At 70.4% G+C, this 22332-nt stretch carries 18 protein-coding genes; 6 read left to right on the plus strand and 12 right to left on the minus strand.

From position 1 onward, the window contains the following. Window positions 1–209: 209 nt before the first annotated feature. On the plus strand, window positions 210–851 hold the full coding sequence (locus tag JAV51_RS05645; protein ID WP_197319555.1) for a GNAT family N-acetyltransferase: 642 nt from the start codon (window positions 210–212) through the stop codon (window positions 849–851). A gap of 92 nt (window positions 852–943) precedes the next feature. Here JAV51_RS05645 and JAV51_RS05650 read toward each other — a convergent pair whose 3' ends face one another. From JAV51_RS05650 to JAV51_RS05690, 9 genes are all read right to left on the minus strand, one after another. Then, the gene (locus JAV51_RS05650) at window positions 944–2092 is read right to left on the minus strand and encodes an N-acetylmuramoyl-L-alanine amidase (RefSeq protein WP_197319556.1); all 1149 of its coding nucleotides are present in this window, start codon (window positions 2090–2092) and stop codon (window positions 944–946) included. 214 nt (window positions 2093–2306) lie between these two features. Beyond that, complete coding sequence (trxA, locus tag JAV51_RS05655; protein WP_197319557.1) at window positions 2307–2633, minus strand: thioredoxin; 327 nt, start codon at window positions 2631–2633, stop codon at window positions 2307–2309. 31 nt (window positions 2634–2664) lie between these two features. Then, the gene (trxB, locus tag JAV51_RS05660) at window positions 2665–3657 is read right to left on the minus strand and encodes a thioredoxin-disulfide reductase (RefSeq protein WP_197319558.1); all 993 of its coding nucleotides are present in this window, start codon (window positions 3655–3657) and stop codon (window positions 2665–2667) included. 133 nt (window positions 3658–3790) lie between these two features. Continuing rightward, entirely contained in the window at window positions 3791–4615 is an 825-nt protein-coding gene (locus JAV51_RS05665; RefSeq protein ID WP_197319559.1) for a hypothetical protein, read from the minus strand. Further along, window positions 4612–5214 carry an RNA polymerase sigma factor SigM gene (gene sigM, locus JAV51_RS05670; protein WP_197319560.1) on the minus strand — a complete coding sequence of 201 codons (603 nt, stop codon included), beginning with the start codon at window positions 5212–5214 and terminating at the stop codon, window positions 4612–4614. Before sigM ends, JAV51_RS05665 begins: the two co-directional genes overlap by 4 nt. 92 nt (window positions 5215–5306) lie before the next feature. Then, window positions 5307–6845: a protein kinase family protein gene (locus JAV51_RS05675; protein WP_197319561.1), complete on the minus strand. Its 1539-nt coding sequence runs from the start codon at window positions 6843–6845 to the stop codon at window positions 5307–5309. A 96-nt stretch (window positions 6846–6941) separates the two neighbouring features. Beyond that, complete coding sequence (gene murJ, locus JAV51_RS05680; protein ID WP_197319766.1) at window positions 6942–8777, minus strand: murein biosynthesis integral membrane protein MurJ; 1836 nt, start codon at window positions 8775–8777, stop codon at window positions 6942–6944. Window positions 8778–9408: 631 nt separating this feature from the next. Further along, entirely contained in the window at window positions 9409–11541 is a 2133-nt protein-coding gene (locus JAV51_RS05685; RefSeq protein ID WP_197319562.1) for a DUF6049 family protein, read from the minus strand. A gap of 30 nt (window positions 11542–11571) precedes the next feature. Then, a complete protein-coding gene (locus tag JAV51_RS05690) occupies window positions 11572–12087 on the minus strand; it encodes an NUDIX hydrolase (RefSeq protein ID WP_197319563.1) in 516 nt (171 codons plus the stop codon). Between the two features lie 83 nt (window positions 12088–12170). Here JAV51_RS05690 and JAV51_RS05695 point away from each other — a divergent pair, with 83 nt between their 5' ends. Continuing rightward, window positions 12171–13682: a CCA tRNA nucleotidyltransferase gene (locus JAV51_RS05695; protein ID WP_197319564.1), complete on the plus strand. Its 1512-nt coding sequence runs from the start codon at window positions 12171–12173 to the stop codon at window positions 13680–13682. A 28-nt stretch (window positions 13683–13710) separates the two neighbouring features. Here the strand turns inward: JAV51_RS05695 and JAV51_RS05700 are convergent, their stop codons facing one another. Together JAV51_RS05700 and JAV51_RS05705 are read right to left on the minus strand one after the other, a co-directional pair. Beyond that, window positions 13711–15630 (minus strand): TNT domain-containing protein, encoded by a 1920-nt coding sequence (locus JAV51_RS05700; RefSeq protein ID WP_197319565.1) that lies wholly within the window; start codon window positions 15628–15630, stop codon window positions 13711–13713. Between the two features lie 115 nt (window positions 15631–15745). Further along, window positions 15746–16018 carry a YbaB/EbfC family nucleoid-associated protein gene (locus JAV51_RS05705; RefSeq protein WP_197319566.1) on the minus strand — a complete coding sequence of 91 codons (273 nt, stop codon included), beginning with the start codon at window positions 16016–16018 and terminating at the stop codon, window positions 15746–15748. A gap of 87 nt (window positions 16019–16105) precedes the next feature. Between JAV51_RS05705 and JAV51_RS05710 the strand changes: the two genes are divergently transcribed. Genes JAV51_RS05710 through JAV51_RS05720 form a run of 3 tightly spaced genes read left to right on the plus strand, consistent with a single transcriptional unit; the run spans window position 16106 to window position 18481 of the window. Further along, window positions 16106–16678 carry a YqgE/AlgH family protein gene (locus JAV51_RS05710; protein WP_197319567.1) on the plus strand — a complete coding sequence of 191 codons (573 nt, stop codon included), beginning with the start codon at window positions 16106–16108 and terminating at the stop codon, window positions 16676–16678. A gap of 46 nt (window positions 16679–16724) precedes the next feature. Continuing rightward, entirely contained in the window at window positions 16725–17231 is a 507-nt protein-coding gene (locus tag JAV51_RS05715) for a MarR family winged helix-turn-helix transcriptional regulator (RefSeq protein WP_231641366.1), read from the plus strand. Then, the gene (locus JAV51_RS05720; RefSeq protein WP_197319568.1) at window positions 17228–18481 is read left to right on the plus strand and encodes an MFS transporter; all 1254 of its coding nucleotides are present in this window, start codon (window positions 17228–17230) and stop codon (window positions 18479–18481) included. Before JAV51_RS05715 ends, JAV51_RS05720 begins: the two co-directional genes overlap by 4 nt. 11 nt (window positions 18482–18492) lie before the next feature. Here JAV51_RS05720 and JAV51_RS05725 read toward each other — a convergent pair whose 3' ends face one another. Next, window positions 18493–18900: an SdpI family protein gene (locus JAV51_RS05725; protein ID WP_197319569.1), complete on the minus strand. Its 408-nt coding sequence runs from the start codon at window positions 18898–18900 to the stop codon at window positions 18493–18495. Between the two features lie 254 nt (window positions 18901–19154). Here JAV51_RS05725 and leuS point away from each other — a divergent pair, with 254 nt between their 5' ends. Then, window positions 19155–21998, plus strand: coding sequence for a leucine--tRNA ligase (leuS, locus tag JAV51_RS05730; protein ID WP_197319570.1), 2844 nt, complete (start codon window positions 19155–19157; stop codon window positions 21996–21998). Window positions 21999–22332: the final 334 nt, after the last annotated feature.

A 22332-nucleotide genomic window follows, 5' to 3' on the forward strand; every position in this document is an offset into this window, starting at 1 on the left:
GGACACATCGCTTCCGCTTCGTGACGAAGCACGTCGATCGGGGCATCCCTGCTCAAGGCGTGTCCCTGGAGTGTAACTTCAGTCCCTCGTCGTACTCCGGTCTTGGCGGGGCTTCTCACAGACCCATATGCTCGGGCGGGGCTTACGGCGTCGACACTCGGGTCACGCCTCGGTCACAGGCGAGTCATCTCATTCGTGGGGGAGGTTCGGTGCCGCGACGGGTCGTGGGCGTCACGCTGGACAACCTGGAGCAGCTGCCGCACCGGTGCAGGCGCTGCGTGTACTGGGAGGTCCCTCCGCACTTGCGGGAGCAGGTGGAGCAGTTCGGCGAGACCGAGGTCGAGAAGGAAGCCTGGGTGTCGTCGGTGCTGCTCGAATGGGGTTCGTGCGGCCGGATCGTGTACAGCGGTGACATCCCGGTGGGCTTCGTGCTCTACGCGCCGCCGAACGCCGTCCCCCGGGCACAGGCTTTCCCGACGTCGCCGCCCAGCGCGGACGCCGTGCTGCTCACCGCGTTCTACGTGCTGCCCGAGTTCCGTGGGAGCGGCCTCGGCCGTGCGCTGGTGCAGGCCGTCGTCGCCGACCTGACCAGTCGCGGGGTGCGGGCCATCGAGGCGTTCGGTGACGCCAGCGAGGCCGAGGAGTCGGGCGACGAGCACGTGTGCGTGGTGCCCGCGGCTTTCCTGCGTAGTGTGGGGTTCAAGACCGTGCGACCGCACCCGCGGTGGCCGAGGCTGCGGATGGAGCTTCGCTCGGGTATCTCCTGGAAGGCCGACGTCGAGGCCGCGCTGGAGAAGCTGCTGGGGCAGGTCAGCATCACCACGGCCGAGTCGAGCGCGACGCGCGCCTAGGACAGCGAACAGCACACAACCTGTGGATAACTGGTCGAGTTATCCACAGGTTGTGCACAGGTTGCTGCGATGTGCGGGCGGCAGCCCCCCGGTCACTCCGCCTTGAGCAGTTCGTGAGCCAGGACGTCCGCGAACGTGAAGGTGCCCGTGGGCTGGTCGTTCTCGCCGAGCAGGTAGAGCCGCTTCACCGCGATGAGAATGCCCTCGGCGACCACGTCGCGGAACGCCGGGTCCGACATCCGCGCACGGTCCTCCGGGTTGGTCAGGTAGCCGATCTCGACCCGCACCGCCGGGCAGCGGGTGCGCGTGAAGATGTCCCACGTCTTCGGGTGCGTTCGGCAGTCGAGCAGCCCCGTGCGGGCGGCCAGTTCCCGCTGGATGTAGCCCGCCAGCAACTCTCCCACCGTCGACGTCGTGCCGTTGCCCGTGCCGAAGTGGAAGCTGGCGACGCCCTGGGCCCTCGGGGACCGATTCCCGTCGCAGTGCAACGAGAGGAACAGGTCCGCGCCCGCGTCGTTGGCGAACTGGGCGCGCTGCACCTCCGACGGACTGTGGTCGGGGCCGCGAGAGATGAGGGCTTCCATGCCGGTGGCTTTCATCCGACCTTCGAGTCGACGGGCCAGGTCCCAGGCCACGGCCGACTCGTGCACGCCGTCCACCGACACCCCGAGGTCGGGACCACCGTGACCCGGGTCGATGACGATGCGCTTGCCACGCAATCGCGGGCCGGACCTGCGAAGGTGCTCCTGTTCCCGCAGGAACACCGGCCGGCCACCACGCGCGCGCGGCGACAGTTGCCGCAACGCCCGCACGGTCGCCGGACCACAGATGCCGTCCACCACCAGCCCGTAGTCGCGCTGGAAGTTCTTCAACGCTCGCTCGGTCTGCGGCCCGAACCCGCCGTCGGGTCGTCCGGCGTCGTAGCCCAGCTCCGTCAACCGCTCCTGCAGAGCGAACACGTCGTCCCCGTGCACCGGCGACGACACCAGGTACGCCAGCGGCCTGCTGCCGAGGTGGTAGGTCGAACCGCGCAGCGCCCGGTAGGTGGCCGGGCCGACCACCCCGTCCGTGATGAGCCCGCGTTGCTGTTGGAACGCGCGAACGGCGTGTTCGACCGCCTGATCGAACGTGGAGCCGTGTCCGTTCGCCTGGTCGTTGCGCGGAAGGAGCTCCAGCGCCGACAGCATGGACCTGATCTCGGCGACTTCCGGTCCGGTGTCGCCGCGGCGGAGTACCCGCATGCACTCCTCGCTATTCGTTGGGCACCAAGTGCTCTCGTGGTTGTGCAGATGTCATGGGCCGGGGGCCTGTCCACACCTATTGTGCCGTGCGAACGGAGCGTGAGGACGAAGGGCTACATCGCCGCTTAACCCACACGGATGGCCCAACGAAAGAAAACCCGGGAGCGCCACTGGATGGGCGCATCCCGGGTTCGAACCTTCGTGACGAGTCGCTTTACTGGAGCACGTCCGCGAGGTCGTTGAGCAGCGCTGCCTTCGGCTTCGCGCCCACGATCTGCTTCACCGGCTTGCCGTTCTGGAAGAGGATCATGGTGGGGATGGACATGACCTGGTAGTCCCTGGCCGTGTTCGGGTTGGCGTCCGTGTCGAGCTTGGCGATCCGGATCTTGTCGCCGTGCTCGGCCGCGATCTCCTCCAGCACCGGCGCGACCATCTTGCACGGTCCGCACCACGTCGCCCAGAAGTCCACGAGCACCGGCTTGTCGTGGGTGAGGACCTCGTCGGCGAAGTTCGTGTCGGTCACCTGAACGGTGTGCGTCATCATCTCTCCTGTCGTGGTTCGACCGTGAAGGTCAGTTCGCGCGAGCGGCGTAACCACCGCCCACGAGTTCGGTGCTTTCGTGTGCCTGGGGGACGTCGGCGTGCTCGGCGAGCCAGCGTTCCGCGTCGATCGCGGCCGAGCAACCGGAGCCCGCGGCCGTGATGGCCTGGCGGTAGGTGCGGTCAACCAGATCGCCTGCGGCGAAGACGCCGTCGACGTCGGTGTAGGAGCTGCGGCCCTTGGTGACGACGTAGCCGTCCTCGTCGAGCTCCACCTGTCCGCGAACGAGTTCGCTGCGGGGGTCGTGGCCGATCGCGAGGAAGAACCCGGTCACGTCCAGGGTGGATTCCTCACCGGTCACGGTGTCCCGGAGCTTGACACCGCTCACCTTGCCGTCGCCGAGCACCTCGGTGACCTGCGAGTTGAGCTTCCACTTGATCTTCTCGTTGGCGCGGGCGCGTTCGAGCATGATCTTCGAGGCTCGGAACTCGTCCCGGCGGTGGATGATCGTGACGCTGCGCGCGAACTTGGTGAGGAAGGTCGCCTCCTCCATCGCCGAGTCGCCGCCGCCGACCACTGCGATGTCCTGGTCGCGGAAGAAGAAGCCGTCGCACGTGGCGCAGGACGAGACACCGTGCCCCAGCAGCTCCTGCTCACCCGGAACGTAGAGGTAGCGTGGCGCGGCACCCATCGCGAGGATCACCGCGCGAGCGGCGTACCGCTTGCCGTGGGCCGTCACGTACTTCACGGGGCCGGACAGGTCGAGTTCCTCGACGTCCTCCTGCCGCAGCTCGGCGCCGAAGACCTTCGCCTGCTCCCTCATCTCCTCCATGAGGTCGGGACCCTGGATTCCGGATCGGAAGCCGGGGTAGTTCTCGACCTCGGTCGTGGTCATCAGCGCACCGCCGTACTGCGTGCCCTCGAACACCAACGGTTCGAGCTGCGCGCGGGCCGCGTACACCGCGGCCGTGTACCCAGCGGGGCCCGACCCCACGATGATGAGGTTCCGGATGTCTTCGCTCACCTGCGCCCTCCGCATCACGCGCCGGGTCCTGGACGGACCGCGCGTCGGATCACTGCCTACTCACCCTGGTCAACAGCATCGTAGGCGTGCCTGTTCCCGAGGCGTCGTGTGGCAGAGGGCGCAGCCGGGACGTTCAGCCCTGGTGGCCGACCGTCTCGTCCATGAGCAGTCCGGGATTGTCGGCACCGCAGTCCGGAGCGAGGGCCATCAGGCGCAGTTGCCCCTTCTGTCCCGTGGTGAGCAGCACGACGAGGGCGTCCTCGCCATCCACGGTCACCGGTCGGAACCCGACGGGTTGCACGGCGGGATCGACGCCGTTGGCCTCCAGACACGCGTCGAGCCGGGCCTCGTTGTCCAACGGGCCGAAGTCGCGGACCCCGCTGATGTCACCGATGGCGGCCGAGACGTTGCCGCTGTCGACGGCCAACGGCGGCGTGCTGCCGGCCCCGGACGACGGTTCCGGTTGCGCGAGGTTCTCCGAGCCCTTCTCGCCGCCGGTCCCCGGGACGACGACGAGCACGGCCGCGACGACGGCCGCCGCGGCGGTCAGCAGCCCGGCACCCCAGCCCAGGCGCTTGTTGCGGCGGGCGCGGGCGGCGTCGAGGCTCACGACGTTCGACGGCGGTGGTGTCTGCGGTGCCGGTGGTGCCTGTGGCGGAGCCGGTGCGGGGGCGGCCGCCGGTGGCAGCGACTGTCGCTCCCGTTCCAGAGCCGCGTCGATGCGGGCGGCGACGTCGGCGGGCATCGGCGTGACGTCCAACTCGGCGAAGCCGGAGAGGTCGGACGTGGTGGACTCGAGGGCGTCGATGACGGCCCGGGCCTCCGGGTCCGCGTTCACCCGAGGCCACAGATCGGCCGCGTCCTGCTCGTCCAGAACTCCTGCGTGCAGGTCGGCGAGCACGTCGACAGACCATGGGGGGCCGACGGTCCCGCCACGCCCCCTGCTCATGTCCGTCATCGTCCCTCCCCGTGTTTGCTTTCGTGAGTTGGGACGTCACCCTGAATGCTCGGGTTCCGTAGATGACCAAGAAGTTTTGCCAGTTTCGCCCGTCCGCGGGCGCACCTGCTCTTCACCGTCCCCTGCGCGATACCCAGCATCTGTGCCGTCTCCGCGACGGAGTACCCCTCCACGTCCACCAACACGATGGGTACCCGCTGCTCTTCCGGCAACTGGTCGAGCGCCTCCTTGATGACCAGGCGAGTTTCGCGCTCGGACATGGAGTCGCGGGGGACGGCGGGTTCGTTGTGTGACGTGTCGGGCAGCGGGACCGTGGGCCGCGCCTGCTTGCGACGCACTCGATCGAGGCAGGCGTTGACCACGATCCGGTGCAGCCACGTCGTCACCTGGGACTCGGCCCGGAAGTTGGCGGCGGCACGGAAGGCGGAGATGAACGCGTCCTGGAGAGCGTCGGCGGCTTCCTCCGGATCACGGACCGTACGCAGGGCAACAGCCCACATCCGGTCGCGATGTCTCCGGACGAGCTCGTTGAAGGCGTGAGGATCCCCAGCCGCGTGGGCGGCTATGAGATCGGCGTCCGTGGGCGCTGCTGCGGTCACCCCGCAGAGCGTACTAAGTCGATGACCCGCCGTTCGGACGACCTCGATGGAGTCACCCGGATACCGACCGTCAGAGGGCCGTCAGGACGAACTCAGTTCACGGGCAGGAACGTCACTTCCGCGAGCCGGGACTGCAACTCGGGTTCCTCACCCGCCAGCGTCGTGATCCAGACGATGACGTACTGCCCGCTCGCCGGTTGGTCGAACTCCACCTCGGTGGTGCCGTTCTCCAACTGCGCGGTGGCCACGGTGGTGGTCTCCGCGAGACTCGGCTGGGCCGAGTCGGCGAGCCGGATCTCGACCTCCGTGCCCGGGGTGTCGGAGACGATGCGGACGGCTCCGAGTTCGAGGGACTCGTCGAAGGACGCGAGCAGGCCCACACCCGTCTTGAACACCGGGAACTGCTGTCGGTACTGATCCGTGGCCCACGCGGTGCTCTCGTCCCCGTCGACGGCGTTCGGGGCGTCGGCCACCCCGTCGCCCTCACCCTCGGGGTTGAACACCTCCACCCCGGACGGTTGCACGGGACTGCCGAGCGAGCCGCTCTGGTCGCCGCCGTCCCCCGCGTCGTCGCCGTCGTCCTCGGGGGCAGGTTGGGTGGTACTGCTCTGTTCCGCCAGGTTGACGGGAGGACCCGAGGGCGGGTCGTCGCGGAAGAAGCTGATCGCCATCATGCCGACCCAGGCGAGTGCTGCGACCGCCGCGATGACGAGCGCGCTCACGCCCAGCGCCAGCTTGCGGCGGCGGGCGGCGTCCTTGACCGGCTTCTTGGTGGTCCACACCGTGCCGTCGGGGTCGACGGCCTCCGGCTCCTTGCGGGTGCGCTCCTCCTCCGAGGCGACCTTGTCGAGGACTCGCAGGATGGCGGCACTCGTCCTGATCCCGCCCTGCCCGCCGTCGGAGACGGTCCGCACCGCGAGCGACGACATCTCGTGCGGCACCCGGGGTTCGAGCACGTGGGGCGGCACGAGCTGGCCGTTCGGGTCGCGGGGCGCGGCGGGAAGCGCGGGTGGTCCGCCCGGCAGTGCCCACCGTCCGGTGAGCAGCAGGTACAGCACCGCGCCGAGCGCCTTGACGTCGTCGCGCAGCGTGGTGGTGGGAGGCGGGGCCGGGAACGCGAGGCGAAGCTTGCCGTCCGGTGTCACCCGGAGCCGTTGCGGGTGGTCGATACCGAGCACGAGTCCCGACTGGTGGGCCCGCTCGACGGGTTCCGCGAGCGCCTGCACCATCCTGGCCGCGGTGCTCGGCGGGATGCGCTTCTCGTGGACCAGGTCGATGAGGTCGGTGCCCTTGGTCCACTCCGACACCACGATGCCGAGCAGCCCCTCGCTGGAGCTGATGCCGTTGCCGAGGGTCAGCACGTCGAGCACCTTGGCCACGCTGGGGTGCGTGAACTTCGCCGCGTGCGCCGCGCGTTCGAGCGTCCGCCGCCCCTGACGTGCGGCTTCCACGTCGGCGGGATCACCGACGAGGATGGTCAGCGCGACGTCGCGTCGCAGTTGGCCGTCGCGTGCCCTCCACAGATGGGCGCCGACGCGTTCGTCGATGCCGAACTGCGCGAGCAGCCGGTACCGGCCGTCGCCGACGACCCCGCCGGGTGCCAGCGATCCGCCGTGTGTTCGGATGCCCACTCGGTCGCCCTCCCCCTGCTGTCCCGCATCACACAGTGCCTGGGAAAAGGGTACGTGAACGACGCCGGTCGTCGTGTGGCATCCGGGCCGAGCGGGTTAACCGCGCCGGAGCAAACCGGATATCCGGCGCGTCACGGGCGCGAGTTCTTCCACCTTCAGGGCGATCAGCACGCCGAAGGACACGACGAGCCCCACGATGCCCTGCAGGATCAGGGTCACCCACGCGGTGCCGATGTCGCCGAGGAAGCTCGGGACGAGCTGCGCGATCAGGGCCGCCGCCAGCGCGCCGAGACCGCTCGCCACGACGGTGAACAGGATGACGCCGAGCACGCGCCTGCTCCGCAGGTTGCCGAGCTTCACCCACAGCCACACCTGACCCATGACGGCGCCGACCACGAAGACCAGCGAGTTCACCATCATCACGCCGAGCACGACGTTGGTGGGTTCGAGGACCGACGACGCGAGGTACAGCAGCGGGATCTTCACCGCCGTCATCACGCACATGATGAGGGTCGGCGTCCGCGAGTCCTTCATCGCGTAGAACACGCGCATCTGCAGCATCACCAGCGCGTACGGCACCAGGCCGAAGGCCGACACGGCCAGGGCCTGACCGAGTCGCTCCGCGTCCTCCACCGAGCCCTTGCCGAGCGCGAACAGGGCCACACCGATCGACGGGCCCGCCACCGCCATGACGGCCGACACCGGCATCAGCATGATCGTGGTGATCCGCGAGCCGTACGACAGGTCGCCGACGAGTTTGCGGTGGTCGTTGTCGGCCGCGGCCCGGCTCATCTTGGGCATCAGTGCGGTCAGCAGCGAGACGCCGATGACGCCGTACGGGAGCTGGAACAGCAGCCACGCGTTCGAGTAGATGGACGGACCACCGGCGGCACCACCCGTGAGCACGCGGGTGTTGACCACCATGCCGATCTGGCTGACGGCGACGTACCCGAGAATCCAGGCGGCCAGACCGCCGAACTCCTTGAGTCGTTCGTCCAGCTCGAAGCGCCAACGGAACCGGAAGCCCGAGCGACGCAGCGCGGGGACGAGGAACATCGCCTGCGCGACCATCGCCGTCAGCACGCCGACGCCGAGGACGAGCACCTGCGGATCGGTCATCTGCGTCGGCACGATCGTCGGATCGCCCGGAACCAGTGCGAAGGCGGCGATCGTCGCGAAGATGACCAAGTTGTTGATCACCGGCGCCCATTGGGCAGGGCCGAAGATCTGTTTGGCGTTGAGGATGGCCGACAGCACCGCGAACAACCCGTAGAACAGCAGGCCGGGTAGCAGCAGGTACGCGAACCACGTCGCCAGTTGCGGGTCCGCGTCACCCGTGTCGTCCATCAGCAAGCCCGTCAGCCACGGCGCGCACGCGGTGGAGACCACGGTGCCCACACCGAGCACGCTGACGGCGAGCGTCAGCAGTCGTTGGGTGTAGGCCTCGCCGCCGTCCTCGTCGTCCTGCGACCGCACGAGCAGCGGCACCACGACACTGGTCAGCACACCGCCGAGCAGCAGCTCGTTGATGATGAGCGGCAGCGTGTTGGCCACGGTGAACGAGTCGTAGAGGACGCCCAGCGTGGCGACCCACGCCAGCATGACCTTCCACGCGAAACCCGTGATGCGGCTGGTCAGCGTGGCGATGGCCATGCGACCGCTCGCCTTCGCCAGCGACGGCGCCTTCTTCTCATCGTCCTTCGGACGGTCGAGCTGGACCTCCGGGAGCCGTTCCCCGATCGGCTCCGCGGAGATGCGCGGCATCATCCGCGTCGCGAGCTCGTCGTAGGGGCGCAGGACGTCGGGGTCCGCCGCGGGCCAACGCACCCCGGGAGGGATGCCGCGTTCCCGCGGGATGAAGAGCGTGCGTTCGGAGTCCCGCGGTGGGGGCACCGGCCTCCGGCGCTGGGCCTCCTGCCGCCACGGCCTCACGGGCTGGCGGCGCGGCTGCGCTCCGCGACCGCGACGCGGTGCCACGGGAGCAGGCCCGGCGGACGGATTGCCGGGGTGTGGTCCACCCGGTGGGTTCGGTGGGTGACCACCGGCGGGCCCGTGACCCGGTCCGCGTGGCGGGGCTCCCGGAGGCGGGGCCGGAGCGGTTCCCGGAGGCGGACCGCCCTGTGGTGGCCGTCCGGCGGGGACGCCCTGTGGCGGGGACGCCGGTACGCCCGGTGCGGGGGGCGGAGCCGGGTTGCCGCCCATGCCACGGGCGCCGGGAGGTGGCGGTGTCGCGAGGTGCCGGGTCGGCGGCGGTGCGCCGTGCGGTGGCCGTCGTCCCGGCGGAGGCGGGGTGTCACCCGGCGCGGGGTACCGCGGTTGCGGACCGCTCGGTGGGCCGCCGGGGTGAGGTCCGTTGGGAGGTGGTCCGCTCCCGACCGGCCCGTGCGGAACGGGGCCGTTCGGGTGTTGTGGTGCTTGTCCCGGTCGTCGAGGAGGCACGCGCTCCGAACGCGCGGGCCCGCCCCCACGCTCGGGCGGGTTGCCCGACTGTTCGTCCAACACGTGCCCTATCCGTCGATGGTCCGCTTCGTCGATTCAGGGTAGACGGATTCGCGGCCGGACCTCAGCCCCGTTCCTCCCCCCGGGTCTTCACTCGACGGTATATCTGCCGCCCGGACAGGAAGACCAGGGCCGCGCCCGCCGTGGCCGTGAGCACGACCGTGACGACGCCGAACTCGGTCGACATGAGTTCCATGCGCGCGGTGTGCCCGAGCGTGGTGCCGGTGGGCGTGCTCAGCGAGACGTTCACCATGAACCGGCCCGACCGCAGCGTCTCGGCGGGAATGAAGCGGCTCACCCTGCTGTGTGCGGCCAACGGGGTGTCCTCGACGCGGGACGGCCGCAACCCGGGGCTGTTGGTGAGCTTGATCCGCACGGTGACCGCGACGGGGAGGTCGTTGCTCAAGGTCACCGGGAGCGGGCTGGAGCCGGACGCCAGTGACACCGGCTGCGACGGGGTGGTGACGCTGACCCGACCGGTGAGCTGGCGCACCTGGCTGACCGCGGCCTCGGTGGCCTTGCGCTGGGCGCGTTCGGTCCGCCACGACGCCGACGTCGCCCTGATCACCGCGTTGTGCAGCGGCCGGACGAGGTTCACGGGCTCGACCTGGCGGGTGGGGTCGACCGACATGGCCGCCTGGAAGTCGGCGACGGTGGACTCGACCTCCGACAGGGTGGAGACCAACGAGTCCGGCAGTGGGCGGGTCGCCGGACGCGCCGAACGTCCCGTGGTGTTCTCGGCCGGCGTGGCGTTCGCGTCGAGCAACTCGGTGACCGGCACCGGGTCGACGAGCTGCCTGCCCTGGAGTTCCGCCAGCGAGTCGAGCAGCGCGGTGAGATCGTCCCCGGTCACGTTCCAGTCGTGGGGCGGTGCCACCAGCATGGCTTTCCCGCCCGCCTCGTCCGAGAGCCCACCGCGCAGGGCGATCGCGGCCAATGCGTTCTGCGTGGCGACACGGGGCTGTTCGACCGCGCTGTTCGAGCCACGAGCCGAGGCGTGGCCGAACCCCGCCGCCACGAGCGGGTCGTAGGTGACGACGCGGACGCCCGACCCTCCGGCGGAGGTGTCGGAGCCGCCCGCGCGACCCGGGGCGGTGATCACGGTCGTCGTTCCGGCGTCGGCGACGGCGGCCACGGCGGAGGGCGTCAGGCGGCCACCGGGCCACAGCACGCCGGGCGTGGGGCCGAGGTTGAGCACGTCGAGGAACGTCGCCCCGTTGGTCACCGCCTCGCCCACGAGGTCCACCTCGGACTGCACCGTGGTCAACGACGCGAGGTCGGCGCCCGCATAGGGCGTCTCGATGACGCACTGGCCCTGAACCAGGGTCTTGAGGGCGTCGAGCCACAGGCGCGCGCTCTCGCTGCCGGTGCCCTCGACCGTGCCGGAGGACGTGCGGACGCGGTAGCCGCGCCCCATCGCGGTGACGGTCTCCAGCAGGTCGGGGTCGATGGCGTAGCAGAGCGAACCGAAGAGGGCCGCCTGACCGCGCCTGCTCTCGGCGGTCGACACCAGCGAGTGCAGTCGGCCACCGGGGGCGAGTTCGCCCGCGAGGCTGTCGTCGGCGAGCACGACAGGCCCGTCGTGCGGCGCGGAGACCACCTTCGGCTCGCGCGCGGCGATGGGCCACAACACCCCTGTCGGCGCAGGCGACCCACCCGTGGCCTCACCGAGGACGGGCAGCAGGAGGTTCACCGCCGCGAGGCGCGCGGGGGCGCCCGAGGACGGTGTGCCGTTGACGTTGAGCAGCAACGGGTACACGCCCGGCTCGGTCAACCCCAACGTCGCGGGCGAGGCGGAGATGCGGAGCCGGGCCTTCTCCCCCGGTGCGAGACCGCCGCGCACCCCGACCCACTGCGACCAGCCGGATTCCGACGCCGGAGGCTCGGCGAGGGTCTGCGACAACTGGGTCGCCGTGGACTGCCGCTGGCCCGCCTGGATCCGGCCGACGATCTCCGAGACCGGTCGCTTGCCGACGTTGGTGATCGTGGCGACGACGGTGACCTCGCTGGTGTCGGAGCGCACGAGCCGTGGGCTCAGTTCGTCGACGCGAACCCGCAGCACGTCGTTCGACTCCGCGGCGGCAGCGCTGGGCGCGGCCGGCCACGGCCATCCCCCTGACGACGTCGCCGACGTGGCGAACAGCGCCTGACCGGCGAGGAACAGCAGTGCCAGACCGAACGCGGCGAGCTTTCTCACGGCTTGCACTTCCCGTCGCACATCAGCCCATCAGTCCCCATCAGTTCGTGCGTCCTTCGCGAAGAGCTCGCGCGCCTTGCGCACCAGCTTCCGCTCGTCCGAGTAGGCGAGTCTGGAGTCGAGTTCGGCCAGCGGAACCCACGCGACCTCGGTCACCTCGACGTCCTCGTCGGAGAGCTCCCCGCCGTCGGCTTCGAGCAGGAAGTGGTGGACCGTCTTGTGGATTCGACGTTGTTCGGCGACGAACCAGTAGTCGATGGTGCCGAGCTTGCGGAGGACGTGCGCGGAAATGCCGGTCTCCTCCTTCACCTCACGCACCGCGGTCTGCTCCGTGCTCTCGCCGTCCTCGATGTGTCCCTTCGGGAGGGACCACAGCAGTCTGCCGTGCCGGTCCAGCCGTCCGATCAGCACCGCGTGACGCCGTTGTGAATCCACGACGAGGCCGCCGGCGGACGTCTCGTTCACCGTGGTCAGCCGTGTCCGGCGGCGGCGCCGGGACCGGCGTCCCGGGTTGGGGCCGCCAGAGCGACCAGCCGATCCAGGCATGCTGCGATGCTAGAGCAAACGGCACGTCGCCTACCCTGGCTTGGCGTGTCCATGTCGATCCGGCCGTGTAGTAAGGGGAACCCTTGGGCAGTCAGACCACGGTGAACGAGCGGAACAGCGAGGCGAGTGCCGCACGGCGTCTGACCGAGGCGAAGCGTAACGCCGTCGCCGAGCTGCTGCGTGTCTCCCCGATCGCCGACGAGCTCGCCTCCCGGTTCACCGACGCCGGTCACCGCTTGTACCTGGTCGGGGGAAGCGTGCGGGACGCGCTGCTGGGCAGGCTCTCCACGGACCTCGACTTCACCACCGACGCCCGGCCGGAGCAGATCCAACGCATCGTCTCCGGGTGGGCCGACGCGGTGTGGGACACCGGCATCGAGTTCGGCACGGTCGGTGCCGCGAAGAACGGGACGACGTGCGAGATCACCACGTTCCGCGCCGACAGTTACGACCGGGTCGGCCGCAACCCCGAGGTCGTGTTCGGTGACGACATCGAGGGCGACCTCGTGCGCCGCGACTTCACCGTCAACGCGATGGCCGTCGAGGTGGCCACGAAGTCGTTCGTCGACCCGCACGACGGGCTGGAGGCACTCGCCCGGCGGACGCTCGACACCCCGGCGACTCCCGAGGAGTCGTTCGCCGACGACCCGTTGCGGATGCTGCGGGCGGCCCGGTTCGTGTCCCAGCTCGGCTTCCGGCCGTCGCCTCGGGTCGTGACGGCGATGACCGAGATGGCGGGCGAACTCCGCCGGATCACCGCGGAGCGGGTGCAGGCGGAGCTGTCCAAGCTCCTCGTCGGCCGGTTCCCGCGCAAGGGCATCGAGCTGATGGTGGACACGGGGTTGGCCGAGTACGTGGTGCCGGAGGTGCCCGGCATGCGGCTGGCGATCGACGAGCACCACCAACACAAGGACGTCTACCAGCACTCGCTCACCGTGCTGGAGCAGGCGATCGACCTGGAGACGAGTCACGAGCCCACGCTGGAGCCCGACCTGGTGCTGCGGCTCGCGGCGTTGCTGCACGACATCGGCAAACCGGCCACTCGCCGATTCGAGCCGGGTGGCGGGGTCAGCTTCCATCACCACGAGGTCGTCGGCGCCAAGCTGGTGCGCAAACGTTTGCGGGCGCTGCGTTACCCCAAGGACGTCGTCAACGACGTCTCCCAGCTCGTGTTCCTCCACCTGCGGTTCCACGGCTACGGCAAGGGTGAGTGGACCGACTCGGCGGTGCGCCGGTACGTCACCGACGCCGGGCCGCTGCTGCCGAGGCTGCACAAGCTGGTGCGGGCCGACTGCACCACGCGGAACAAGCGCAAGGCCGCCGCGTTGCAGCGTTCCTACGACGACCTGGAGGCCCGGATCGCCCGCATCGCGGCCGAGGAGGATCTCGCGCGCGTTCGTCCGGACCTCGACGGCAACGAGATCATGCGCATCCTCGGTCTGAAGCCGGGGCCGCTCGTCGGCCGGGCGTGGAAGCACCTCAAGGAGCTGCGCCTGGACCGCGGGCCCCTCGACCACGACGAGGCCGTGGCCGAGTTGCGTCGCTGGGCGGCCGAGCAGGGCATCGACGTCCCCGAGTCGACCGAGAGCGAGTAGCCCCGGCGGTCACCGGGGCCGTGCGGCACTACGTGAGCGCTTCGAGGGCGCCGCTCTCGACGTGCTGGGCGATCGGACGGGGCAGCAGGTAGCCGAGTCCGCCGCCGGGCAGCGGCCCCCACGGGCGCAGCACACCCGCGAGCACGCCGATCGGCCGGACGACGCGGTAGCGGCGGCGGGCGAACTCGCGGTCCAACGTCAGCGCGGTCTGTGCGAACGGCGTGTTCTCCGGGTGCACCAGGTTGCCCGCGTCGTTACCGAACCGGTCGACGACCGCGCCGGCCGGGAGCCGCAGCAAACGCTTGCGCGTGAGGAACGGCAACGGCGGTTCACCCCGGAGTGGGAGGATCGGCCAGTCGGTCGCGTGAGCCGCCGCATCCGGTCCCTCGGCGGGTTCGGACGTCGGAGCGGCCCGGCCCGGGAACAGCAGCAGGGCGCCGACGAGTGCCTCGGCCGCTTCCTGCACCCCGGAGAAGTAGCGCGGGTCGACCGGCCCGCCGTCGGCGTGACGGGCGAGTTCCCATCCCCGGTCGGTACGGCGCAGGCACCACGCACCGTCGGCGGAGTCGCCGAGGCGGTAGGCCGTCTCCGCCACCCCGAGCTCGGTCAGGCGCTGGCGCGTCATGCGCAGCACCTCCGAGGCACGCAGCGGGCGCGGCGGCTCCTCGCCGCGGGCGACCAGCGCCACGGGGTCCGGCTTGGCGACGTCGTGGGTCGACCGCGGTGGGCGGGGAGCGCCGAGGACGTCGGCCTCCGCCGTGGCCCTGACCTGGGGCTCGACGTACGGCACGGTGAACCCGGCCGCCCTGATGTGGTCGAGCAGTTCCGGCTCCGGCGGCACGCCGTACTTGCGCAGGTAGTGGGGGACGGCCGCGGGCCAGATCCAGGTGCCGTCGGTGTGGAACGCGTCGGGCACGTTCGGCGGACCGGGCACGAAGAGGTCGGGCAACGGTCCCGGCTTGGTGTGCACGACCGGCGCCCGGTAGAGGTAGTTGAGGATGTCGCGCACCTGCTCCTGCGGCACCGGTGCGCGGTTGACCACCGGCTTCTCCCCCGGTGCGTGACCGTCGACGACGCGCGCGTGCCGGAACCGCACGTCGAGGGGCAGTCCCGCCTTCGCGGCCAGCCAGTCCGGCACGGACTGCCTCGGGTAGTACCGCAGCTCGACGTCGTAACTCGCGGCGGTCCGGCGCTCGTCGGGACCCAGTCGCCAGGCCGGTTCGTTGACGGAGTCGTAGTCGAAGTCGAAGTTCCCGGCCGAGTCGAGGGTGTAGGTGCCTTGGAACCACGTGCCCTCGTCCGGGGTGTACATCGCCGAGCGCAGTTGCGCGAAGAGCTGGCCCAGCGCGGGCGGCGCGGACAACGACACCACCACGTCGTCGGCCACGGCCTTGACTTCGAGCTCGGAGAAGTCGCCGAGCTGCCGGAACTGCGCGGCGACCCGCTGCCACCCCGCGGGGAGGAACGACCGGAGGGTCTGTCCGACCGCACGCAGCAGCACGTCGGCGTCACCGCTGCCGGGTTCGCTGCGGGGCGCGTTCTCCTCGGCGAAGTCGTGCCGTTCCTGCCAGAGGGCGGTCAGCGCGTCCGGGTCGTCGGTGGTCGTGCTGAACCCGGTGAGGCCGAGGGCGGCGGCCATGGCCTCGTCCGTGCCGTCCCAGCGGAGGGTCAGTTCGGCGTCGGTCGAGTGGGGCTCGATGCGGTACGGCTCGTCGTCGTAGAGGCAGTACGTGTGCAGGGCGAACGTCGCCGGGGCTTCCTGCGCCGGGACCACCTTCGCGGGTCTACCGTCGGCCGTCGCGTCGAAGCCCTCCGGTGCGTCCTCGCCGTCGCAGACGACGAGCAGGACGGTGTTGTCGGCGGTGGAGCGCTTGGCGTGGAAGATGCGACCGTCCCACAACGCGTACAGCGCGTCGGGTCGGTCGGCCACCTCGACTCGGTAGCGCACGGTTTCCCCCTAGGTCAGTGTGTCCCCCGTGACTTCACACGTGTTTTACCGTGCGTGGGGGTCGCGGTGTGGCAGGGCGCCGCGGATGTGAGCAACGAGTTAACCGGCACTCAACTTATCGGGCACGACGGGCACGCTTCGGTGTCGGTCTCGGTGGGCGCACGGGGGCCAACTGTCGGGTCGGCGGGTCGAGGATCGCCTTTCTGTCCTGGCCGGCTCGACGGACGACGTCCAGGACGGTGTCGGCGAGCTGCGCGGGGTCGGTCCGTTCGAAGGCGTCCGGAGCGAATTCGAGGTCGCTCAGTTCGCCGTGGGGGCCGAGAGTGGCGCGGACGAGGCCGTCGGCCGAGGTGACGGTGATCGGTGCCGTGTTGCCAGCCGTGGTCACGAGCGAGGAGCCTAACGCGTCGGTGGAAACGGTCTCCTGCGCCGACACCGCACCGCTGGTCGCGACGGCGGGTGGGATCATGGAAGGGTGAGCGCAGACGCGGAGGTGGAACCGGGGACACTGTTGGTCGCTGCCCCCACTCTGTCCGACCCCAACTTCCGTCGGACGGTGGTGTTCGTGATCGATCACCGGGACGAGGGCACCCTCGGGGTCGTGCTGAACCGGCCCAGCGAGGTACCGGTGCGTGAGGTGCTGCCGCACTGGGGTGATCACGTCGCCGAGCCGGGCTCGGTGTTCGTGGGCGGACCGGTGGAGAAGAAGACGGCGCTGTGTCTCGCGGCGTTGCGGACGGGTGAGACGGCCGCGTCGGTGCCCGGCGTGATCGCGGTGCGCGGTCCGGTGGCGCTCGTCGACCTGGATTCCGACCCCGACCTGCTGACGAACAAGGTGCGCGGTCTGCGGGTGTTCGCCGGGTACGCGGGGTGGGACGCGGGGCAGCTCGCCGGGGAGATCGACCGGGGGGACTGGCTGATCGTGCCTGCGTTGCCGGGTGACGTGCTGGCGACGCCGATGCGCGACCTGTGGGGTCACGTGCTGCGCAGGCAGGGGCTCCCGACGGCGCTGCTCGCCACGCACCCGGGGGATCTGCAGCGCAACTGAGCCTCTGATGTAACAGCACTTACGCAAGCGCTGTTACAGTGCTGCCATGACGTCTGCCCGGCCGGACTCCGACCCCACCGCACAGGAGGGCTACTGGCGGCCGTTGCGGCGGCTCCAGGAGGCCATGGACGCCGAGCTCGCGCGGCTCTACGCCGACCACGGCGTGCCCATTCGACCTCGGTACGCCCTGCCGGTGATCCGACTCGGCAGGCGCGGCCCGATGACGATCAGGCAACTCGCCTCCGCCGCCGACGTCACCCACTCCGCGATGAGCCAGACCGTCGCGACCCTCCGCAAGGACGGTCTGGTCGCCACCCGGCCCGGGCCCGACGCGCGGACCAGGCTCGTCGAGCTGACCGACGCGGGTCGCGAGCTGCTGCCGTTCCTGGAGGCCGAGTGGCGCGCCACGGAGGAGGCGATTGCCGAGCTGGACGCCGAACTGCCGTACTCGCTGGCCCGCGCCGTGCGCGACATGGAAGAGGCGCTGCGGAGGCGGTCCTTCCGGGAGCGGGTCGCCGAGCGACTCGACCGGGCCGAGGGGCGGTCGTCGTGAGCGCGCTCGACCGCGTCCTCGACGTCCGGCCGCTGCGGACCAGTCCCGGCTTCCGGCGCATCTGGGTGAGCACGACCTTCGCCTCGTTCGGCCACCAGCTCGCCCTCGTGGCGGTGCTCGCGCAGTCCTGGCAGTTGACGGGCGACCCCGTCGCGGTCGGAGCGGTCGGACTGGCTCAGGCCGTGCCGATGGTGGCCGGTGGACTCGTCGGCGGTGTGCTCGCCGACGTGTTCGACCGGCGCAGACTCGTGCTCGCGACCACCGCGGGTCAGATCGTGGCGGCCACGGGCCTCGCCGCGCAAGCGTTTGCGCACCTCGGCTCCTTCTCGCTGCTCCTGCTGCTGGTTGGCCTGCAGTCCGGGTGCGCCTCGCTGGGAGCGGCGGCCCGGCGGACGTTCTTCGCGGCGTTGCTGCCGGAGCACCAGGTGAGCGCGGGGCTCGCCCTGGCGAACATCAGCTTCCAGGCCGCGATGCTGGTCGGCCCCGCCCTCGGTGGGGTCGTCACGGCCGAGTGGGGGCCCAGCGCGTGCTACGCGGCCGACGCCGGCTGTCTCCTCGTCGCCGCCTACGGCGTGCTCCGCCTGCCCGCCATGCGACCGGCCGGGGGCACGCGTGTCCGGCCCGCGACGGTGGTGCAGGGACTCACGTACGTCGTGAGGGCCCCGGTGCTCGCGGGCGCGTTCCTCACCGACGTGTTCGCCACCGTGCTCGCCATGCCGATCGCGCTGTTCCCGGCGCTGAGCGCCGAGCGGTTCGCCGGAGACCCGAAGACGCTCGGCTGGTTCCTGTCGGCGATCGCGGTCGGTGGGCTGGCGGCGGGACTGCTGTCGGGGTCGTTCACCAAGCTCCGGCGGCTCGGCGTCGTGCAGCTCGTCGCCGCAGCGGTGTGGGGTGTGGCGTTGCTGGGCTTCGGCCTCGCGACCCCGTTGTGGCTGGCCCTCGTCTGCCTGGCGGTCGCCGGCGCGGCGGACACGGTCGCGGTGGTGTCGCGAGGGGCGCTCGTCCAGCTCGCGACCCCGGACTCGCATCGCGGCCGGGTGAGTGGGGCGGAGTTCGTCGTCGGTGCGGCCCTGCCCGATCTCGGCAACTTCCGGGCGGGCGCGGTCGCGGGCGTCACGTCCCCGGCGTTCGCCGCGGTGTCCGGCGGGCTGTTGTGCCTCGTCGGGCTCGGTGCGTTGGCGGCGGGCAACACGTCGCTGCGCCGCTTCGAGGCCGGGTCACCGACCCAGGAGCCCGACCCGGTGGGTTGAGTCCGGCTGTGTCAGCGCAGAGCAGCGCCGCCGCACCCACCGCCACCACAGGCGCACCCACCGCAGCCCGCGGGCTCCACGGGAGCGGGGATCGCGCTGGCGGCGCGGTGGCCGAGGACTCCGCCACCGGCCACGAGGACGAACACGGCGACGATCCCGAACGTCGTCGCGAGGACGGTGCCGAGGGTGTCGGGCATCGCCAGCGCGGCGACACCGGCCAGCACGCCGACCACACCCGCGGCCATGGTGGGCACCGCCGCCACGCGGTTGGCGACGCGGAACGCCTCGTCACTGCGCATGGTGGCGTCGGTCCGCACTCCCGCGCCGCGCGAACGTGGGAGCTTCTCCCGCCAACCGAGGAAGCCGCCCCAACCGACCAGGACGCCGAGTACTGCGGGAATCAACGCGAGCACGAACACGCTGTCAGGATACTGACCCCTCGGCCCGGCGGCGGGGCCCGCGGACGTGTGCTCTTGTTCACGGCCGCACCGTCGTGAGCAGGGCCGTCGGGCCGACGGCGTGACCCGGGCGGTTACCATTTGCGGGATGAAGACGGCACGTTCGCTCCTTGGCGGGCCGCGCTGACCGACTCGGTTCGCGCGGCGAAACCCCTCACGCCTTCCGGCGGAGGGGTTGTGTTGTTTCTGGAGCCGTGTGCGAAGGAAGAAGGACGATGACGGACGGCACCGAGACGAAGCCCACCCACCGCTACACGGCGGAGCTGGCGGACCGGATCGAGAAGCGCTGGCAGGACTACTGGACCGAGCACGGCACCTATCACGCGCCGAACCCGGTCGGTGAACTCGCGCGGGAGGCGGTGCCGTCGGACAAGCTCTTCGTGCAGGACATGTTCCCGTACCCGTCGGGGGCGGGGCTGCACGTCGGGCATCCGCTCGGATTCATCGGCACCGACGTCTTCGCGCGGTTCCACCGCATGAACGGCCGCAACGTGCTGCACACGATGGGGTTCGACGCCTTCGGTCTCCCCGCCGAGCAGTACGCGGTGCAGACGGGGACGCACCCGCGGACCACCACCGAGGCCAACATCGCGCGGTACCTGGAGCAGATCCGCAGGTTGGGGCTCGGTCACGACGAGCGTCGCCGGATCGCGACCACCGACGTCGAGTACTACCGGTGGACGCAGTGGATCTTCCTCCAGATCTTCAACTCCTACTACGACACCGAGCAGGACAAGGCGCGGCCGATCGCCGAGCTGGAGCGGGCCTACGCCGAGGGCAGGCGGGCCACGCCGGACGGCAGGCCGTGGGCCGAGCTGTCGCGCAAGGAGCAGCGGGAGATCATCGACTCGCACCGCCTGGTGTACCTGTCCGAGGCGCCGGTGAACTGGGCTCCCGGGCTCGGCACGGTGGTGGCCAACGAGGAGGTCACCGCGGACGGGCGGACGGAACGCGGCAACTTCCCGGTGTTCCGCCGCAACCTGCGCCAGTGGATGATGCGCATCACCGCCTACGCCGACCGGCTGATCGACGACCTCGACCGCCTCGACTGGCCCGAGAAGATCAAGACGATGCAGCGGAACTGGATCGGCCGCTCGCGCGGTGCGAACGTCCGGTTCCGCTCGGGTGAACAGACCATCGAGGTGTTCACCACGCGGCCCGACACGCTCTTCGGCGCCACGTACATGGTGCTGGCTCCGGAGCATCCGCTGGTGGATTCGCTGGTGCCCGACGCGTGGCCCGAGGGGGTCGACGAGCGGTGGACCGGGGGTGCTGCGACGCCGGCCGAGGCGGTGGCCGACTACCGGCTGCGGACGTCGCGCAAGTCGGAGCTCGATCGTCAGGAGAGCAAGGACAAGACCGGTGTGTTCACCGGCGCGTACGCCGTGAACCCCGTCAACGGCAAGCGCATCCCCGTGTTCGTGGCCGACTACGTGCTGATGGGCTACGGCACGGGCGCGATCATGGCGGTGCCCGCGCAGGACCAGCGTGACTGGGACTTCGCGCAGGCGTTCGGCCTCGACATCGTGCGGACGGTGCAGCCCGACGCCGACTTCGACGGCGAGGCGTTCACCGGCGACGGGCCCGCGATCAACTCGGCCAACGACGAGATCGACCTGAACGGCATGGGCGTCGACGACGCCAAGAACACGATCATCGCGTGGCTGGAGGAGAAGGGCCACGGCGAAGGCACCGTGCAGTACAAGCTGCGCGACTGGCTCTTCGCGCGGCAGCGCTACTGGGGCGAGCCGTTCCCGATCGTCTACGACGAGGACGGCACGCCGATCCCGCTGCCGGAAGACCAGTTGCCGGTCGTGCTGCCCGAGGTGGACGACTACTCGCCGAAGACGTTCGACCCGGAGGACGCGGACGCCGAACCCGAGCCGCCGCTGGCGAGGGCCACCGACTGGGTCGAGGTGACGCTCGACCTGGGCGACGGGCCGAAGACCTACCGCCGCGACACCAACGTGATGCCGCAGTGGGCGGGTTCGTGCTGGTACCAGCTCCGCTACATCGACCCCGAGAACGAGCAGCGGTTCGTCGACCCGGAGAACGAGCGCTACTGGATGGGCCCGAGGCCCGAGGAACACGGCCCGAACGACCCGGGTGGTCTCGACCTGTACATCGGCGGCGTCGAGCACGGCGTGCTGCACCTGCTGTACTCGCGGTTCTGGCACAAGGTGCTCTACGACCTCGGCCACGTGTCGTCGGAGGAGCCGTACCGCAGGCTCTACAACCAGGGCTACATCCAGGCCTACGCCTACACCGACTCGCGGGGCGTGTACGTCCCGGCCGACGAGGTCGAGGAGCGGGACGGCCGGTTCTTCCACGACGGCCAGGAGGTGAAGCAGGAGTACGGCAAGATGGGCAAGAGCCTGAAGAACGTCGTGACTCCCGACGAGATCGCCGACACCTACGGCGCCGACACCTTCCGCTTCTACGAGATGGCGATGGGTCCACTCGACGTGTCCCGGCCGTGGGCCACGAAGGACGTCGTGGGAGCGCAGCGGTTCCTGCAGCGGTTGTGGCGCCTCGTGGTCGACGAAGCCACGGGCGAGGTCCGGGTCGCCGACACCGAGCTGACCGAGGACGACCTGCGTCAGCTCCACCGGACGATCGCCGGGGTGCGCGAGGACTACGCCAACCTGCGGTTCAACACGGCGGGCGCGAAGCTCATCGAGCTGAACAACTACGTCACCAAGAACTACGGCACGCAGGCGGCGACCCCGCGTGGTCTGGCGGAGCCGTTGGTGCTGATGCTCGCACCGCTGTGTCCGCACGTGGCGGAGGAGCTGTGGGCGCGGCTCGGCCACGACGAGTCGCTGGTGCACGGTCCGTTCCCGGTGGCCGACGAGCGCTACCTGGTGGCCGAGACCGTCGAGTACCCGATCCAGGTCAACGGCAAGGTCCGGTCGCGCATCTCGGTGGCGGCGGACGCGGACACCGAGGCGGTGACGAAGGCGGCGTTGGCCGACGAGAAGATCGCGGCGTTGCTCGACGGAGCGGAGCCGCGCAAGGTCATCGTCGTGCCGGGGCGGTTGGTGAACGTGGTGAAGTGAGCGGGACGGGCGCCGCCGGCACCGATCACTCGGGGGGCTACGTGACCGATGCCGGCGACCCGATGCCCGTCCTCCCTCGCGGGAGTTCGGACACACCCCGCACTGTGGCGGTGGTGCCAGTGAAGAACTCCTAGTGGCGGTGTTGTGACGCACCGACACTAACTTCACCCTAACGGGTGACCTTTGAGGGGTTCCCGCCTACCTCTCGTTCCAGCGCGCGTGAAAGTTACAAATAACTCTCGCGTCCGCACAACTCTCGGACGTCGCCGTGTCGGACGGTTCTCACCGCGTTCCGGCGACCGGGCCGGGTGATCCACACCGGTCCGTCGGCGGG

Source organism: Saccharomonospora sp. NB11 (assembly GCF_015910535.1).
Taxonomy (GTDB): Bacteria; Actinomycetota; Actinomycetes; order Mycobacteriales; family Pseudonocardiaceae; genus Saccharomonospora.

What these genes read in the sequence shown, in the direction of transcription:
- JAV51_RS05715 (WP_231641366.1), top strand. Translation starts at nt 16,725, where the DNA reads ATGACGTCTGCCCGGCCGGACTCCGACCCCACCGCACAGGAGGGCTAC.
- JAV51_RS05690 (WP_197319563.1), bottom strand. Translation starts at nt 12,087, where the DNA reads ATGCCTGGATCGGCTGGTCGCTCTGGCGGCCCCAACCCGGGACGCCGG.
- trxA (WP_197319557.1), bottom strand. Translation starts at nt 2,633, where the DNA reads ATGACGCACACCGTTCAGGTGACCGACACGAACTTCGCCGACGAGGTC.
- JAV51_RS05650 (WP_197319556.1), bottom strand. Translation starts at nt 2,092, where the DNA reads ATGCGGGTACTCCGCCGCGGCGACACCGGACCGGAAGTCGCCGAGATC.
- leuS (WP_197319570.1), top strand. Translation starts at nt 19,155, where the DNA reads ATGACGGACGGCACCGAGACGAAGCCCACCCACCGCTACACGGCGGAG.
- JAV51_RS05665 (WP_197319559.1), bottom strand. Translation starts at nt 4,615, where the DNA reads ATGACGGACATGAGCAGGGGGCGTGGCGGGACCGTCGGCCCCCCATGG.